This window comes from Kamptonema sp. PCC 6506, assembly GCF_000180455.1.
Taxonomy (GTDB): Bacteria; Cyanobacteriota; Cyanobacteriia; order Cyanobacteriales; family Microcoleaceae; genus Kamptonema; species Kamptonema formosum.
On record NZ_CACA01000374.1, the window covers coordinates 15,634 to 32,486 of the forward strand.

Annotated in this window: 16 protein-coding genes; all 16 read right to left on the reverse strand. The window is 40.9% G+C overall.

From position 1 onward, the window contains the following. Nucleotides 1-136: 136 nt before the first annotated feature. On the reverse strand, nt 137-1,066 hold the full coding sequence (locus OSCI_RS27440; RefSeq protein ID WP_007358510.1) for a phosphoribulokinase: 930 nt from the start codon (nt 1,064-1,066) through the stop codon (nt 137-139). Between the two features lie 414 nt (nt 1,067-1,480). Next, nucleotides 1,481-2,362, reverse strand: coding sequence for a GNAT family N-acetyltransferase (locus OSCI_RS27445; protein ID WP_007358511.1), 882 nt, complete (start codon nt 2,360-2,362; stop codon nt 1,481-1,483). A gap of 373 nt (nt 2,363-2,735) precedes the next feature. Beyond that, entirely contained in the window at nt 2,736-3,074 is a 339-nt protein-coding gene (locus tag OSCI_RS27450) for an NHLP leader peptide family RiPP precursor (RefSeq protein ID WP_007358513.1), read from the reverse strand. Between the two features lie 244 nt (nt 3,075-3,318). Continuing rightward, a complete protein-coding gene (locus OSCI_RS27455) occupies nt 3,319-6,606 on the reverse strand; it encodes a type 2 lanthipeptide synthetase LanM family protein (RefSeq protein WP_007358514.1) in 3,288 nt (1,095 codons plus the stop codon). A gap of 116 nt (nt 6,607-6,722) precedes the next feature. Next, nucleotides 6,723-7,646: a UPF0489 family protein gene (locus OSCI_RS27460; protein WP_007358515.1), complete on the reverse strand. Its 924-nt coding sequence runs from the start codon at nt 7,644-7,646 to the stop codon at nt 6,723-6,725. 124 nt (nt 7,647-7,770) lie between these two features. Further along, nucleotides 7,771-9,402, reverse strand: a complete 1,632-nt coding sequence (locus tag OSCI_RS27465; RefSeq protein WP_019487244.1) for a YcjF family protein — start codon at nt 9,400-9,402, stop codon at nt 7,771-7,773. Nucleotides 9,403-9,895: 493 nt separating this feature from the next. Next, nucleotides 9,896-10,090: a hypothetical protein gene (locus OSCI_RS27470; RefSeq protein WP_007358517.1), complete on the reverse strand. Its 195-nt coding sequence runs from the start codon at nt 10,088-10,090 to the stop codon at nt 9,896-9,898. 344 nt (nt 10,091-10,434) lie between these two features. After that, nucleotides 10,435-10,560, reverse strand: a complete 126-nt coding sequence (locus OSCI_RS32180; RefSeq protein ID WP_007358518.1) for a hypothetical protein — start codon at nt 10,558-10,560, stop codon at nt 10,435-10,437. Between the two features lie 497 nt (nt 10,561-11,057). Beyond that, nucleotides 11,058-11,225: a photosystem II assembly protein Psb34 gene (gene psb34 / locus OSCI_RS30500; protein WP_019487245.1), complete on the reverse strand. Its 168-nt coding sequence runs from the start codon at nt 11,223-11,225 to the stop codon at nt 11,058-11,060. A 71-nt stretch (nt 11,226-11,296) separates the two neighbouring features. Next, a complete protein-coding gene (locus OSCI_RS27475; RefSeq protein ID WP_019487246.1) occupies nt 11,297-12,127 on the reverse strand; it encodes a thiazole synthase in 831 nt (276 codons plus the stop codon). Between the two features lie 20 nt (nt 12,128-12,147). Beyond that, nucleotides 12,148-12,375: a hypothetical protein gene (locus OSCI_RS27480; RefSeq protein ID WP_007358520.1), complete on the reverse strand. Its 228-nt coding sequence runs from the start codon at nt 12,373-12,375 to the stop codon at nt 12,148-12,150. After that, nucleotides 12,359-12,877, reverse strand: a complete 519-nt coding sequence (locus tag OSCI_RS27485; protein ID WP_007358521.1) for a hypothetical protein — start codon at nt 12,875-12,877, stop codon at nt 12,359-12,361. Before OSCI_RS27485 ends, OSCI_RS27480 begins: the two co-directional genes overlap by 17 nt. Nucleotides 12,878-13,014: 137 nt before the next feature. Next, on the reverse strand, nt 13,015-14,220 hold the full coding sequence (locus OSCI_RS27490; protein WP_007358522.1) for an adenylate/guanylate cyclase domain-containing protein: 1,206 nt from the start codon (nt 14,218-14,220) through the stop codon (nt 13,015-13,017). A 21-nt stretch (nt 14,221-14,241) separates the two neighbouring features. Further along, nucleotides 14,242-14,784 (reverse strand): carboxymuconolactone decarboxylase family protein, encoded by a 543-nt coding sequence (locus OSCI_RS27495; protein ID WP_007358523.1) that lies wholly within the window; start codon nt 14,782-14,784, stop codon nt 14,242-14,244. A gap of 130 nt (nt 14,785-14,914) precedes the next feature. Next, nucleotides 14,915-16,093 (reverse strand): glycine oxidase ThiO, encoded by a 1,179-nt coding sequence (gene thiO, locus OSCI_RS27500; RefSeq protein ID WP_234708840.1) that lies wholly within the window; start codon nt 16,091-16,093, stop codon nt 14,915-14,917. Between the two features lie 182 nt (nt 16,094-16,275). Further along, a complete protein-coding gene (locus tag OSCI_RS27505) occupies nt 16,276-16,614 on the reverse strand; it encodes a 2Fe-2S iron-sulfur cluster-binding protein (protein ID WP_007358524.1) in 339 nt (112 codons plus the stop codon). Between the last annotated feature and the right edge of the window lie 239 nt (nt 16,615-16,853).

A 16,853-nucleotide genomic window follows, 5' to 3' on the forward strand; every position in this document is an offset into this window, starting at 1 on the left:
CCCCATCTCCCCATCTCCCTCTCCTTCTTCCCTAGCCCCTAGCCCCTAGCCCCTAGCCCCTTCTTCAAAAGCATAAAAAAGTTTCCCCGAAATATAGCCAAAAAACCCAGTTTCTTCAAGAAACCGGGTTTTTTTCTTAATAAGCTTGCGTTGCCTTAATCATGTGATAAGCAATAAGCAATTGCGTCAAAGCTAGGGGATAACTCTGAAGCACTTCCCCAGTTGTACCCACAAGTTTGCCAATTTCAGGGTTGCCTTCCATGCTGCAAAATCCGCGCAAGTGAGGCATTTCATTACAGAGAATCTTCTCTAATTCATTCACCTGTGCGCTAGTGGCGTGAGAATCCACTTCTAAAACATCAACAGGTTTACCCATATCCCGATCCAATCCCAAGCGAATTGCGGGTTTAAAACTGGGACTACCTCGATCTAAAATCTCGGTAAAGTTAGGATGAGGAATAGTTGGTCTGAGTACCAAGCGCACGTTAAGATTAGAAGCATCTTTCTCATCGGGCGGGTAAAATGTAACCACTACATCTGCTGCTTTCCTTTGAGGACGGATGAACTCTTCAGAATCAGGCTCGCGTTTTTCTAGTTCTGCTCGCACTTGTTCTTCCGTGTAGCCCCGTTTCATAGTATCGCGCTTGATCTTCCACTGGGCGCGTAGTGACTCAGGGGGAGCCAGGTAAACTTTAACATCGTAGGATTCCCTCACTCCGCGAGTAGCATAACCGAGTAACCCTTCCATGATCACAAATTTACTCGGCTTAATATACTCCGGGGGATCGAAAGCACCCGTCGTGTGGTTATAAATTGGTTTGAGGATGGGTTGTCCGGTTCGCAGCAGAGTTAGGTGTTGCTGCATGATATCCAAGTGGTTGCAGTCGGGGTGCAAAGCTGTGATCCCGATTTCGGCCCTCTGTTTTCTGTCGTATCGGTGATAGTCATCTGTACAGATGACGGTAACGCTATCCTCTCCCAATATTTGAGCAATACCTCGCGTCAGAGTTGTTTTGCCCGCCGCACTATCACCAACAATACCGAGCATAATTGGACGTTGATTCATAATTTTCACCCCGCCGTACTATAGTAAGTTAGTTGTAAACTTTATACTGTATCAAATTTACGCTCATTAGAATAGAGGGGAGCGCTTGGAGTTGGGTAACTGATTCTACTTTGCCAGGCGGAGCAAGTGAGGGTGGTAAAGGGGAGTTGGTCGGAATTAGGCATTGGTAAAATAATAAAGTTCTATAAATTTTTGTGACGTTAAAATGCGGATGCCTGTAAATCCTCTGAGGATTAGTAAATCGCGATCGCCAGTAATAAGTGCCTTAGTATTGGCAGATAAATCACTCAGCGATACTTCATAGGCTATAACGAAATTATACTAATTTTCACAAGTTATCCAGCAGGTCGAACCCCTGTAACTTCCCTTAAATAGAAATTTATGTTAAGTGGATTTACTTACTATCCTCATTTTTTAGACCAACACTTTATAAGCCCCTTTAGTTTCAACGATCTCAGTCATGTAGGGCAGCATACGCCGTTGCATAAAACTTACCATAGGAGTATTGTCTTGTTGCACAGTCCAAATACCATAGGGAATTCCACTATCGTAATGATACTTAATTGCTTGAGTTAATAAACAAATAGCACGCCCCATCTTTTGCAATTCTTTCTTGACAAACAATCTACTATATCTAATTGTGTCTGGTGCTAAACGATGAGTAATCATCCATCCTACCACTTCTCCTTGATAACGAAGACCTAAACTATTGAGCGGTTCGATAATTTTTTCTTCGGAAAAAGGGGAGAGAATGTCTGGATACCAAGGCTCGGCTTGCTGTTTTTTTAATATTTCTCTTCGTTCACCTTCAGTTAAATCGCGCCAAAAAAATGTAGTGAACGAGTCAGGGAGTCTACATCGAGAGATCCAATCTGCTGATAGCATCTGCTTTGGCGTAGCTTTACAAATAAACATTCTTGACTGGGGAGAACTCCAATTAGATTTGATCAGCAGGCGTTCTATGGCAGGTGTTGTTGTTTTGTCTGTTGTATAGCTCAAGTTGGCGGTAGTACAGCCTTCCTTAACTAATTCTTGTTCTAATTGAGCTAACATTGCTGTACCAATTCCCTGACAGCGATGTTTGGAATCAACGAAAATAGAAAGGACTTCAGCATTATGTTCATCGGGTAAAATTTCAGCTAGTACCAAACCCACAGGCTGGTCATCGGTGTTAGCACCAATCGCCACAAATGGGCTTTTACCATTTAATAATTTTAAATAATTTCTATAGGCAGGATAGGTCATACCTACATAATTTCCTGCTGTAAAAAGATTGAGTTTATTTATTGAATACATTGATATTCATTCTTTAGTAAAAAGGGAAAGAGTGAGGACACTTATAGTATTCCTCACCGGCATAAAGCTCCTTGGTACAATTAGTAGGGTGCGTCAGTAGCATCACCTTGATTCTTTCGCTAGAAACTACAGTCTGACGCACCCTACAAGTTAATAGAAACCCGGTTTCTAGTTTTATACTTCGCTTATTCCCAATAATTTTAGGAAATAAACCGGTTTCTAGACAATTGCGTAAGTCCTGTCTCAGAAATACAGAAGGAAGTAAATTTGGGTGTGCTAATTGTCTAAATTGAATACAGAGACGGGCAGGATGCCCATCCCACAATAATTGTAGAAAAATTGACTGTCAAATTAGATGCGTAGCAGCTTAGTACTAATTGCAACCAGGCACGCCTGGGGTGTTGGTAATCACCCGGCTACTCCCACCCCTGCGACGACCACCTGCGATAGCTTCCAATTCCGCATCAGAAAGTTCTTCGGTGTCATCCGTTGGTTTAGATGGCAACACTAGGTAATAGGTAGTAGGGGTTTCTTCTACTATCTGGATGGTGATTCCAGGGATATTATCCACACCCATTTCCTTAGCAATGACTGCTGTGGGGTTACTGAGTAGTTCTTGCTTAAATGACTCGTCCTGCCAAGCTTTGGCAATCAGTTTGGCTTGTAGTTCTTCACGAGTCATTGGTTCCGGTTGAGATGTTGATGAAGTCATGGGAAAAAACCTCTATTTAGATGTTGTACATGACTGAGGTGGCATGAGAAAGCTACCTCAAATTTAGTGTGGTTTTAGGGTAACACTGGTTACAGCCCTTGATCGCGATCGTTACAAGTTTGTAATATTTTCAGAGTGATTTGGACAAATACTCTCTTGGCATTGAATTCATTAATGTTGTTTCTAAGTATTAAAGCTAACTAAAAAATAGAGAGTTAGGGAGTAATAACCAAGTTATTCTGGATTAGTTCCACAATAATACAGAAGGAAGTAAATTTGGGTGTGCTAATCGTAATAGTTGATAGCCAATCCCCGCCGTACCGCGAAAGAAACTTGGACTGTAAAAATCTCCTTCAATTTGGGGATACAGAGAAAAATGACCTAAATGTTTTGCTCTAGCTATTAGATAGGAAGTTTGTTTTTGGGCAAGTTCCCATAAGTCTGAACGCGATAGTTTTTGTGCAGCCACCATTAGCAATTCTATTCTGCCAAAGTTGCCACAGCATAGATGATCTATACTTTGTAAACCAAACTGCTGAGTTGTGTCTGCTGCGTCGGCGATTTCTTGCAAAATTTGGGCAGTTTCCAGAATCTCTAAGCTACCTAAACGAGCTAAACCAATACCAGGAGCACCATGACACCAGCTTGTCATAAAACTAGGTTGCTGTTCGTTTGGGTTAAAAGATCGGAAGTCTGGCCAATTTTTAGCGCTAGCAGAAAAGACGCTGGCTTCATAGGCTTGTGCTTCCTGTGCAGCTTTGAGAAACACCGGATCGGAGGTGGATTTGTACAGCCGAAGCAAAGCATAGGCAATGCCTGCTGCACCATGAGAAAATCCTGTTAATAATTTTGATTCGATACTTTGTCCAGCTTTCAAGCCAGACTGAGTGCAAGCAGTACGGTGATTTAGCAAGTGATAACCGCAGGCGATCGCAGTATCTAAAACAATAGGTTCTTTGATGACGGAATGTAAACTTAGTAATCCTAGTATGGCTCCGGCTGCACCTGCCAAAACGTCAAAAGTGCGATCGCGCGCGATCGCTTCCGGGGTAATCAAAGAAGCAACAACTTTACTCAAATCCAGCAATTCAGGTGCATCCAAAAATTGGCTAACCCGTACTAGAGCATAAACAATCGAGCCTAATCCGCTAGCACCACCAATGCCAATTTCTTTAACCATTCTAGACACGAATTGCGATTTTTCATCTTGCAATATCTGTCCCAGGGGTTGCAACGCTGCCAGGGCTAAATCGCGATATTGTGCTTCACCTGTCACCTTTGCCAGTGCTGCCAAAAATAAAGCTATCCCGCTCGTACCGTCGTATAAGCCATATTCTAAAGATTGAAGTTGCAACCGTTGAGCATTGGGGATGTATTCTAAACTAATCCAAGTAGCAGAACCGTTAGCACCCCGAATCGCCCGTTGTGCTATTTCTTTACCAATCGCGATCGCTTCCTCCACTATTATCGCTTCCTCCACTATTTCTGCTGATGTCAGCAAAGGAAATTCATCCCCATCCAAACTAAAAGTGACTTCATCAGTTGCCGCATTACTACCCATGTTGCCCCCAACCCGCGAGTAGAAAGCAGCCCGAATTAAACCAATTTGTTCTGCTAAGTCTGCATCGCTGAGTTGGTGTAATTGAGATATCGCTTGCTGATAACTTGCTGCTTTGAAGTAGTTCTCAATCATCAACTCAGAGCTAAGCATAAAATTGGTACTATCAGCAGCAGTCGAGAAATAAGGAAAATCCATTTGTTCAACAGATTGGATTTCTATTTGTTTAATCGCCCAAGCTGCTGGCTTAGTATCAACCATCAAAAATGCTCGACTCAATACATCTAATTCTATGCTGCGATCGACACCACTTTGCAAAAATTTAGGCTGCAATGTCTTTCGCATCAATTGATTATATATTTCCGTATTCCGAAGCGTCACCCGTACTTGGCGATCGCCTAAAGTAGCTAAAGGAGAATCAGTTGCCAACAGCGCTTGTCGCCATTGCATCAAAAACTGATACATTTGTTGGCAACCATTTACAATCTCATTAATATAATCATTAGCTACCAAAATCCTGCCATTGAGCGAAACAGTATTGGCTCCAACTACAGAGATATATTCAGAGAAACCTACCATATTGTCAGTATTGATATTTTTCCACTTTCGCACCTTAAAAAAATTTCCGTCTTGGGCAGATCCTCCCAACGCACTAATATCATAAGCGATATTTCTATCTGCCTTAAATACCCACGTTGGTAGTAATCTACTTCGCAGTACAGATCGCCCAATTTGCTGATTCGCTAAAAATTCTGCTGCTAGTTCTTGCCCATCTTCTACAAATTCGGAGACATCTGGATGTATTAGAGTTTCCGTATCTATCAAAACAGGGTGTTCTCCACTCGCAATCAAATTTTCATAATGGCCATCAGTTTCCCCTAATATGTACAACAGACATATCAGCATTCCTGCCCGTTGGTAGTAGCGTTGTGCTTCTGATTCCGACTCACAGGGCAAATGTTCTACATACTCTACCCAGCCATAGGTATTGCAGTTAATGACTTTAAGTAACTTGAATGGTAAAGGACAATTGTGTTGATTAAACCAAGCCAGCAAATCAAAATAAACCACTTCTAAACCTAAGCTTCTAGGTTTGTATATTAATTTTTCTCCAGGATTAAAAGTAATTTCAATGACAGCCCTCCCTTGATTATGAGCATCGGAAATACCAAGCTTGATTTCTACAACTGAAGTAAATTTTTTGGAGAAAGTGGAGTTAATTATTGGTAAATCTGAAGCCAAGCGATTAATAAATTCTGCTGTTGCGTCTACCCAAAATTCTAACTTTATTGCTAAAATTCGCGCTAAAACATTGTATTTTTTTAAGCAAGATAATAAACCTTCATCTGTGACTGTTTTAATAAAATTTTGATAATGTGTTTTAGCCGAACTCCCTTGAGCTTGGGCGAATAAGCGAATCAATCCAGATTGCTTTATGGCAGAAAACAGAGAAAATTCAAATTCTAGAGTTGGCTCACATAGTAATCTTAATTCTTTTAATAAATTCTGCTCTAAATTAATTTGAGCGGCTGGTGAAAGTAAGTTATAATTATCAGCTACGCGATCGATCAATTTTTGTATTCCTACTTGTATAAAAGGCAAATAAAATTCTTCAAATGGTACGGGATTTTCAGCCTCTAAATATCGATAAATACTCGGATCTTCTCTTGAAACATTAGTTTGCAGAACTTCTCTAAGAGTTTCTGCCCAAGAGGGGAGACATTTCTCGTCAGCAAGTTTAACAGCACCTAAAACCTGACGCACTTGATTGATATCTAAATTATCCCAGGCGAGGCGTTTAGAAAATTTATCCCAATCACCTTGAGTACACAAAAGACACCAATGCTCTAGGGTTAGATCGATACTTTTATCATTGGGTTGTAACGGATCTGGGATAAAGCTATCGCTTAAACGATCGTTTATTGTACTAGCTCTTTCTACGATGCTAATTAAATCTTGTTGAGTAACTTTCATTACCTCATTAACTAGGGGCGACCTTAAACAATCACTTTTTTACCGTAGCACTACGACAGCATTTAAGCGCGATCGTTACAAATTTGTAATTTTTGTAGAGGATGCTCTTGGCTCTGCTAGTATGATTTAAGTTTCTCTTCTCGTAAAACTTCTTGAAGATGATTTAACTGTAGCGGATAGAGACTACTTAATTTCTCCAAAAGATTTTTTTCAATAAATTCACATTGGTCTTCGGGGGTAAAACCACTTAGTCTAGAACGACAAATGTCTATCATAGCAGGCTGCACTTGGTTGTTTTTCAAAAAATCTATAAATCGAACGATTCTGTCCAGAATCTCATCCTCGGAAACTTTTAGCTTGCTGTTCATTCCTTCTAGTTCTGGGGAACTGAAAATCAAATAATACTTGCCATTTTCGACTTTACATTTTATCCCGCTTCCTAGTGAAAATCGTAAAAAGTGATGCTCGTTACCATTAAATGAATTGAATTCTTGTTCAGTTATTTCTACTTTACCTTGATAGTAAAGATGAGCTGGATTACAAGAAAAATAATCTAAATCAATGTCTAATACAACTGATGAGCTATTAATAAAATTATCGTTTGTCTGTAGAGTTTTCATCACCAGCTTTTTGAAACCTGGCTTAAAGAAAATCATAGGATCTTCTTGACAGTTGGTGTTAATTCTCATCATTGTACCTGCTCCTTTGTACGAATGAACGGCCATTAAACGTTCTGTTTCCTTGCCTTCATTGTTACTTTGATATAGCCAATCAACTCGGTCAAATATTCCCTGATAAACGGCTGGTACGATAAAATTAGCAATCGTAAGTTCGTTGCAGGTAAAATCGTATATATCCCTTAAATTACTATTGAGTGAATGAATGGAGTAATTAAATAAGGGAATGCTAAAATCTGAATGTTCATCTATGTGTAGTAAGGTATTATTATTTTTAGGAATAAGTTTATTGAGTAGGGAATAATGCCAAACGAAAAAGGCTTCGTGATGTTCTTCAAAAAGAAATACAGGAATGGCTGTCATGGTTGCTTATTTCTTAAAGTTTTATGTCAACAACCATTGGTTCTAACACAAGCTAGTCTATCTGTCAACGAGATAATTCAAAAATATATAAAACCTCTTTTTTATATTAAGAAAAATTTAGCTATTACCACTCTTCATTCCTATTTTGGCTATTGCTTTCCCAATCGTCTTGAGGAGGTTTAACAATTGGTTCTGGTTGTGGTTGTGGTCGCTCTTCTAGTTGACATTCATATTCTGGTTCTGGTTGAACTGTCAGCGGTTCTACAACTCGCGCGATCGCATCTTTTACGAAGGCTTTCATAAACTCCCCGCGCCGATTTAACTGAAACTGTCGCTGTACTACCTCGGCCATCCCACCATCACCCCAATCTTGATCGTGGCGAAAATATTCAATAAAACTCTTACCAGCAATCCGCGTCAAATAAGCAGCACTTACCCCTTGAATTGCCTTACCTACTAGAAAAGTGGCAATATTAAGCTGAAGGGCCGTTGTCACTAATTTAATCGCGCCTGCAACAATTCCTAAACTTGCTAAAGTTTTTGCTAGGGACATCGCCAATTCTCGCCCGCGCTCTATATTTAATTCAGTCCCGTAAATCTTGCCAATTTCTATTACCATTTGGGCATTCACGGCTGCTGTGGCTAATAAATCCACTACTGGCAAGGGCGTTACTGCAATTACTCCCGCACCGATCCACTGAAACCGCTCTACTACTTTATCCGCTTGTCGTCGCCGCTGGGCATCTATTAATTTGTGGGCTTCTTCTCCTAAACGCTGAGATTGTAGGAGAATGTTATCAGCAATTAAGTCTTTGCCTTCGGCTCGTAATAAAGCAGCCATGCGCCGAATTAATGGCATGATATCGGGTTCTGGTTTAAATCGGTCGCCGGATTCGAGGGTAATTTCTTGGGGGTTAGCTGCGATCGCGACTACATCCATGCTGCTGACGATGCCTTTCACCCGCTGCCTTAGCCGTGCGATAATGGTTTCTTTATCGCTATCAGGATAAAGGTCAGTTTTGTTGAAAACTACGAGCGATCGCTTGCCAATTTCTGCCAAAGTCCGCAGCGGTTCGTACTCAGATTTTCGCAAGTCGTTGTCTAAGACAAACAGTAATAAATCTGCTTCTGTCGCCAGTTGTCGCGCTAATTCTTCTCTCTGAGTTCCTGCAATTCCTGCTTCTAGAATTCCTGGCGTATCTGCGATTAAAATTTCTCTATCTAATCCTTTCAGCTTCAGGATATAAGTTTCTCCGACTTCCGTAGTGCCCATTGGTGCGCCTACTTGTCCCGCCATCCGGCCCACCAGTGCGTTAATTAGAGAGGTTTTGCCGGCGGAACCCGTGCCGAAAACTACTACTTCCACATTACCACGAGACAAACTGGCTTCGATTTCGCGCGATCGCGAAATTAAAGCTTGACGCGCTACCTCATCCTGAATTTGAGTCACCTGTTGGCGGAGAGCCCTCAAGGTTTCCTCAGCCGCCTCAACTTTAGCAGCCGGAACTTTTGGCTTTAACTGCGGTTTTGCTTGATTTTTCTTAGGGCGTTGTAGCAGCCTCCAGTAGTAGAATAAGGCAAAAATTAACATCCCCAAGAGGAAGATTAGCAGCAATAGCAGTAAATTCGCCAAAAATGGCGGCGCAGACCACGCAACTTGGCTATAAAGCCCAGTTAAGGACGTAATCAGCCAGATCATTAGCCCCAAGATGAGGCAAAAACCAGTAATAAGTATGAGGAGGCGAGACAAGGCCATGAACGGCTAGGACGAATAAAAGGCAGATGCTTTTAATTTTGGCATTCTTTAAGGGAAAGAGCGATGCCGAATGCTGGCTTCGCCTACGCACTTGGGGATAGTTACTTTAAACATAGCAAATGCTAGACCGTTATTGTTGGCGCGGTCGTCACCAAAATTTAACAGTGTCTGGAAACTCTAAAATATAGTTATTTTCTGTTTTAATTGGTAATTGGTAATTGCTAAACGTAAGGTGGGCGCTCGCCGCAAAAATCTTGTAACTGATGACTAATATGGTTTCGGCGAGCGCCCACCCTACTGTTGCATTGTAATTGTAATTATTAATTGTTGATTTTTATCAAGCTTGATTTTTCCCTGACTACCGACGATCGGGTTAAACATCAATCATCAAATTTTAACCGTACTAACGCTTAACCACACAATCCTAAACAATTAGAATACCGAGCGGCAGCTTTATATTAATATAAATATATTTGAGAATAATTCAAATAATTTAAGCAGCTACAGTTTCGATATGAGATTCAAGGTGTTTTTCAAAAGATTTGATGCTAATATTGGAAACAAACCTATATTTCCCCAAATCTGTTTCCTTCTTTTCCTCCTGATTAACTACAACCCACTTACCCGTTTTAGGATCGCGATAAGTTGTGAAGGGATTAGACTTTAATGGTTTATCGCAAGGCTTCATAATTTTTACCTCGATTCCTAGTTGAGAGCAATTTTTAGAAGTAGAACGTTATATTTTTAATAATCGCTTATTTGCTTTCGCTACTGCTGCGACACTTATCATAAACTTAAGTGATATTAATCCGTTATTTATGTGATTTATACCAATTCATATAGTGACGAAAATCACATCTACAAATAGAATTATATAGCCAGAAAAAAGCAGCCGATTAGGACTGCATCTAGGAGAAAACCTTGATATTAAAATTGGATAAAAATTGGGAATTAGTAATAGACCATCTTAACACCAATAGATCGCCTATTTGTTAGAAATATCAGAGAATTTGTTAGTCAACAAGTAAGTAGTTAGGCTAATCGCATCAAAATCTCTAAAGTGCTGATTTGTTGTATTTTGTGTTGAGTTGTTTTGTTTTGAGGTACTAGAGTAAAGCGAATTGCGGTAGTTTGGGCGGGGTAGATGATTAATTCCATGATGGCTGCTCCTGAACTTTATGTTTTAAATTTACCCCCTTGTTCAGTAGCAAAGACTTAGAAGCGTGTCAGTATCTTAACTTGTACATTGATTGTCCGGGTTAGGGGGTGAAGCCATTAGGTAGAACTCTAAGCCTTACGCAGCAAGTAAAAAACATCCTATTGGCAGTGCAGTCAGAACAGGATCGAGAGTAGGACAGTTGAGCAACTGGCACTCCAAATCTATAGCAGGAGGCAGAAGGCAGAAGGCAGAAGGCAGGAGGAAAATACAATAGTAGACATGGTTTGGGCGATCGATAATGTCCTAACCGTACCCTTCTTCCGTCTTCCTGAGCATCGTAGCCCCTAGCCCCTAGTCCCTCTTAAACCGCCTTGGCGGTTGCTATATTTGGTTTGAGTGGCACACAAAAACCATGTTTCCGTCCGTTTGGAAACATGGTTTTTTAAGGAATTATTTAAAATTGCACTTCTCAACAGTCTTAAACTACGATCTTAATTTAGACAGTGGAGGCAACGAAGATTAGAACGCCTACTAGAACTGCGCCTACGATCGCTTGGATGATGTAGTTCCGCTGTTGACTCTTGTTTGGAGCCTCAGCTTGGTACATCTTCGGTTCTTTCGCAAAGTTGTTCAGTCGTCCACCTTCTTCTTCGATATAGGGCATGAGTAAAAATCCTTAGTTCTTGATATCCCTCAACTTTAACAAAAATGTGTACAGCAGAGGGATTTTTTAGCTTACTTAGAGGCGATCGTACCAGTGAGGGGGGAAGAGGCGATCGCATAATCTTTAACTGGCATTCTGCCCGCTAAATAGGCCAAACGCCCTGCTTCTGCGGCCATTCCCATCGCTTTCGCCATTGCGGGGGCATTTTTTGCTAATGCGATCGCAGAATTGATCAGCAACGCCCCAGCCCCCATCTCCATCGCCAAAGCCGCCTCACTTGGGGCTCCAATTCCGGCATCCACTACCACAGGAATCTTCACTGTGTCAATAATTATCTGAATGTTCGCAGCATTTTTTATCCCCTGTCCCGAACCAATTGGGGAACCCAAAGGCATCACTGTCACGCAGCCAACTTCTTCTAAACGTTTTGCCAACAATGGGTCAGCATTAATGTATGGTAATACCGCAAAACCTTCTTTCACCAATTGCTCTGCTGCTTCTAGCGTACCGATGGGATCTGGTAGCAGATATTTAGCATCGGGGATCACTTCCAATTTAACAAAATTATTGTCTTCTTGACCCAGAAGTTTTGCCATTTCTCGCCCTAATCGAGCTACTCGAATTGCATCTTCAGCAGTTTGACAACCCGCCGTATTTGGCAACATCCAAATTTTACTCCAATCTAATGCCTCTGCCAACCCTTCATGTCCAGGTGCTTTAGTTTGCACTCGCCGCACTGCGACGGTGACAATTTCACAACCAGAAGCGGCAATACTTTGCTGCATTTCCTCAATACTGCGATATTTGCCAGTACCCGTCATTAAGCGCGATTTGAAAGTCTTTCCTGCAATAACTAGGGGATTGTCGAGAGTGTAGGTAATTGATTTTTCTAATGTTTGCATTTGTGTATCTCCTAAGATTTTTAACTTGGGGCAACAGTCTCTTGTGCATCACCAAAAATGGCATATTCTAGTGCATTTTCATGTTGCTGTCTCCCTCCGAGCATCTTCTCTAATTCCCATCCTTCCTCTATCGTTAAATCCTCTCTTTCAACAGCATAGATAATTTGCCCCAATATAATTAACTTTGCTTCTAGAGGCATCTTATTATTTAATCCTTTTTGAATGAGATATTCAAAATCTTTCAACACGCTTTCCATCCATCCACTCCTGTCTGCTTATTGTTTGTGTTTCTCCACTTCTGTCGATCCACATCATACTTTGAATTTGATAGTTTACATCCCACTCTAATGCTCTTTGAATCCCAGCATTGATTTTTTTAACATCGTACTCATCTCGGTTAATATGGTATACAACTACCATTGCTCCTTTACGCCTTGCATCTCTCAAACCATCTTGAACTCTATCCTTAAGATTTGCGGTCTCCTGCGTTAACTCCTTAAACTCCCAGACTTCTCCATCAATATTAGCATCTGGGGTCTTTACCCCCTCTGCTGCTCGTTCGCTCAAGAGTATAACCCTCTTCCCCATTTTAGCCAAAACTTCAGCAACAAATCTTTCCGAATCATTAAGATTATGTTCTGAGTGAACCAGCACAAACCCACCAGCGCCCTCATCAAAATAATACCGCTGATATTCTAATTCTGCATTATAATAGATTTCTTTACTTTGCTCAATATACTCTAAGTTCATATTACCAAAGAAGGGACTACGATGCTCAGTACTAGGGACTAGGGAAAGAGGAAGAAAGGAAGAGATGGGGAAGGTACCAAATACCAAATACCAATTACCAATTACCAATTACCAATTACCAATTACCAATTACCAAATTATTTAAGATTGCGAATCAAATACATATCAAGTTCACCTTTATTTTTAGCAGAAATCTTACCTCGATATTCGCATTCACAAAAATCTTTAACTAACTCAAACGTTGCACTAGAAATATTGATATTTCCAGGTATCCCCGAAGATTCCATTCGAGAAGCAGTATTAACCGTATCTCCCCAGACATCATAGGCAAACTTCTTATTACCAATTACCCCAGCCAATAAAGGCCCTGAATGAATGCCAATACGGATTGACCAATAAGAAATATTTTGTTGAGACTTCTGCATTTTTCGTAACTCCATAAACTGTTGAATTTCTAAGGCCGCAAGCACGGCATCAAAAGCGTGATTTGGGTTCGGCTTGGGAATTCCTGCTGCACACATATAACTGTCACCAATTGTCTTCAATTTTTCCAGAGAGTATTTATCCACCACGCGATCGAAATAAGAAAAACAATAGTCAAGTTCATCAACCAACTCTCGTGGAGTCATTTTTTCAGATAACTGAGTAAAGCCTTTAAAATCAGTAAATAAAACCGAGACGCATTCATAATAAACTGGTTCCACTTTACCGTTATTTTTGAGTTCATCGGCAATGTCAACTGGTAGCACATTTAAGAGTAATTGGTCAGACTTACGCTTTTCTGCCTCAAGTTCAGAATATAGCCTATTAATCTCTTTAAATCGTTCCGCATTGCGGATAGCTGATGATAGTTGTAACGCTAAAAGATAGCCAATTCGTAAATCTTCTTGAGTATAAGCTCGTGGAGTAGTTGTAGCAAAGTTAATGGTTCCTAAAACCTTACCTTCACTTTCTAAAGGAATGATAATTTGGGAAGCATAGTCAGATAAAATAGAAGTAAGACATTTTTCCTGAATTAATTGAGATTGACCTGTTTTAAAAGCTTTTTTGATCGGGCCACCTTCTGGGAGTTCAGTAATATCTACATTTATAGGCTTACCAAATAAAGTGGTACAACTATGAGTGCTCTGTAGGCAAACACTACAGTGTTCAAAGTCTAGCAACCATTTGGCTTGCTTGCCTACTACTCGCAAAATCTGACCTATATCGAGAGTACGATTAATGGCAGTAGCAATTTCATTAACTGCGGAAATACGGATCGAAAGCGCTTGAGCTTCTGCTAACAGGCGGCGGGCTGTTAGCAGAAGTTCTTCTCTGTCTTGATCTTCTAGCCGCTCACCCATAATAAGGGTATAAGATATAGATTATAAAGCATCTATTTCTAGGGCAATGGCATCAGTATATCGGTTGACAAAGCTAAATAGATCTGCTGTGGCAATAATCTCAAAGATTTCGGCATCATCTAGCCCTAAATCCCGTAAGTTTTGGTAATCAGCTTCTGTCATTTCCTGGGGTTTAGTAGCAGCTTGCAAACCAAAGCTAATTAAGGCTTTATCGCGTTTGGGTAAAGGGCAATTAGCAAAGTCAGAAACCAGGGTTCGCAGGATTTCTTCGCTCATTCCTAAAGCTGATAGTCCGTGCAGGTGTACTTTGAGGGCGTATTGACTATTATTGGCTTGGGAAATAGCAACACCTACCATTTCTTTAAGCGTCCGGGGTAAGTCTCCTTCCAAGATTGTCGCCCGGAACTTTTTCCAATTTGCTTCTAAGATATCAGGGTTGATTGCCATAGACTTGAAGAGGTTAGGAATAATTCCGAATCCTAATTCTGCCAATATTTCTTCGTAAACTGCCTTAGCTTTTGGATCGGTAAGTTGGTCGTACTCTATGATTGGAAAATGTGCCATGAGGGTTGTAAGTTTTACTACAGTTAATTTTGATTAGGGCTTACAGCATTTCTTCTGTAACGCCGCCCTCTGGGCGGTTTCTTGACCGCCCAGAGGGCGGCGTTACAAGCAATATTAGCTTTAGCCCTATTTAATGATGAGGCGCACCACTGTCAGCAAATCGTGAATAGTGAAAATGACTGAGTAGCGGATCTGATTTGTGCTGCTCAATCCAATCTGCAATCATTATAGCAGTTACTGGAGCCAATAATATACCGTTGCGGTAATGGCCAGTTGCTAATGTTAGATTATCCCAAGCACTATAACCAAGAATCGGCAATTCATCAGGTGTTGCAGGGCGAAATCCCCACCAAAACTCTTGAATTAGATAGTGTTGTAATTCAGGATAAAGCCGGATAGCTCTGCTTAGTAAAGCTTGGATTCCCCAAGGTGTATTACCAGGAGTGAAATTTACGTTTTCGCTAGTTGCTCCAATGATAATTTGACCATCTTTACGCGGAACAATGTAACTTTCATCACCAAATAAAACCATCTGAAGCTGCTGAATGATAGGAGGAGTTTCTGGTGGGGGACATACTGAAAGCATTTGTCCCTTTTTAGGATAAACAGGTACAGGTAATAACTGATTTGACCAAGCACCTGTTGCTAAAATATAATGATTAGCTTGTAATTCTCCGCTGGATGTTTTAACTCCTAAAACTTTAGTGCCACTGCGAATTATTTCTTCTACCCTTTCTTGGGAAATGTCAATTTTTAATTTCTTGGCTGCTATCTGGAGTGTCTGAAATAAAGCACGGTTATCGACTTGAGCATCATTAGGATACCACCAACCCCCAATTATTTCATTGCTTAATCCAGGTTGGTGTTGATGAATTGCATCTTTGTCTAACCATTGACTGTTAAGTGTTAACTGTTTGTTGTAAGTTACTTCCGGTTGTTCATAAACTGGTGATAAAATTCCACAAGGCCAGTATCCAGTTGTTAACCCAGTAATTGTTTCTAGTTTACCAATCCATTCTGGGTATAATGCCCGACTTTGCAAACACAAATCCAGCATTGGACTTGGGGGGATATTTTCAGCTTGCGGTGCTAGCATTCCAGCAGCAGCAGTTGCAGCCGCTTGGTGTGATTCGCTGCTGAGAATAGTGACTTGAGCCCCTCGCAATTTTAATTCTATGGCTAGCGAGAGACCAATTATGCCACCACCAATAATTAGAATGTCAGTAAGTATTTCGCCCAAAATTTCCTCAAAAAAGTTATGATAATCTATGTAAAATGATGCAGCCAAGGGTAAAGAGGACTTACGCACTCCGACCAAAAAAACTAGATTTTCGATCGAATCTGGGATGTTCTAACGAAGTATTTTCGTGAAAAACTCTTGGTTGAGCGAAGTCGCAACCCGGTTTCTGATCCCATGAGCGTAAGTCCAGTAAATTTCAAGAGATTTTTTGCTGAGCTACACACCTTGTCGGATCTCCCTAAGAGATAAGTCTATCCTTGGGCTGTCCACACGGTGCCAGAACCTTGGCCCCATAAGCCGTCATATTTTGTCACCTTAATGTCACCTAAAACTTGAGTTTGGCAGGATAAGCGGCGATTAGACGTGGGAGAATGAGGAGGGAGTGAGAGCCTGGTTTTTTCGCGCCAAGAGGGTTCGGAAACTTCTCCCTCTACCTCGACGGCGCAAGTACCGCAGGTACCCAGTCCGTGACAGTTGACGATCGCAGCCTTGCCATTGTAGACGGCGATGTCATTTTTCAGTAACACCTGACGCAGATTAGCTCCGCGATCGCACTCTATCGTTTTCCCTTGAGCTCGTACTGTTACCATACAGATTCACCAAAATAGACCTATATGTTAATTTTCCTACATTTTGTTACAGTTATTTAAAATATGGCTAATAGCTAATGGCTAATGGCTAATGGCTAATGGCTAATGGCTAGTGGCTAATTGCTAATGGCTATAGGACTTACGCAAAGAAACCGGGTTTTTATGAAAAATCAAGATTTGAAAACTAGAGATATAAGAAGAAACCCGGTTTCTGATCTCAGTTAACAGTTAACAACCAA

What these genes read in the sequence shown, in the direction of transcription:
- OSCI_RS27450 (WP_007358513.1), bottom strand. Translation starts at nt 3,074, where the DNA reads ATGACTTCATCAACATCTCAACCGGAACCAATGACTCGTGAAGAACTA.
- OSCI_RS27470 (WP_007358517.1), bottom strand. Translation starts at nt 10,090, where the DNA reads ATGAAGCCTTGCGATAAACCATTAAAGTCTAATCCCTTCACAACTTAT.
- OSCI_RS32180 (WP_007358518.1), bottom strand. Translation starts at nt 10,560, where the DNA reads ATGGAATTAATCATCTACCCCGCCCAAACTACCGCAATTCGCTTTACT.
- OSCI_RS27465 (WP_019487244.1), bottom strand. Translation starts at nt 9,402, where the DNA reads ATGGCCTTGTCTCGCCTCCTCATACTTATTACTGGTTTTTGCCTCATC.
- OSCI_RS27475 (WP_019487246.1), bottom strand. Translation starts at nt 12,127, where the DNA reads ATGCAAACATTAGAAAAATCAATTACCTACACTCTCGACAATCCCCTA.
- OSCI_RS27460 (WP_007358515.1), bottom strand. Translation starts at nt 7,646, where the DNA reads ATGACAGCCATTCCTGTATTTCTTTTTGAAGAACATCACGAAGCCTTT.
- OSCI_RS27440 (WP_007358510.1), bottom strand. Translation starts at nt 1,066, where the DNA reads ATGAATCAACGTCCAATTATGCTCGGTATTGTTGGTGATAGTGCGGCG.
- OSCI_RS27455 (WP_007358514.1), bottom strand. Translation starts at nt 6,606, where the DNA reads ATGAAAGTTACTCAACAAGATTTAATTAGCATCGTAGAAAGAGCTAGT.
- OSCI_RS27505 (WP_007358524.1), bottom strand. Translation starts at nt 16,614, where the DNA reads ATGGTAACAGTACGAGCTCAAGGGAAAACGATAGAGTGCGATCGCGGA.
- OSCI_RS27490 (WP_007358522.1), bottom strand. Translation starts at nt 14,220, where the DNA reads ATGGGTGAGCGGCTAGAAGATCAAGACAGAGAAGAACTTCTGCTAACA.
- OSCI_RS27445 (WP_007358511.1), bottom strand. Translation starts at nt 2,362, where the DNA reads ATGTATTCAATAAATAAACTCAATCTTTTTACAGCAGGAAATTATGTA.
- OSCI_RS27495 (WP_007358523.1), bottom strand. Translation starts at nt 14,784, where the DNA reads ATGGCACATTTTCCAATCATAGAGTACGACCAACTTACCGATCCAAAA.
- psb34 (WP_019487245.1), bottom strand. Translation starts at nt 11,225, where the DNA reads ATGCCCTATATCGAAGAAGAAGGTGGACGACTGAACAACTTTGCGAAA.
- OSCI_RS27485 (WP_007358521.1), bottom strand. Translation starts at nt 12,877, where the DNA reads ATGAACTTAGAGTATATTGAGCAAAGTAAAGAAATCTATTATAATGCA.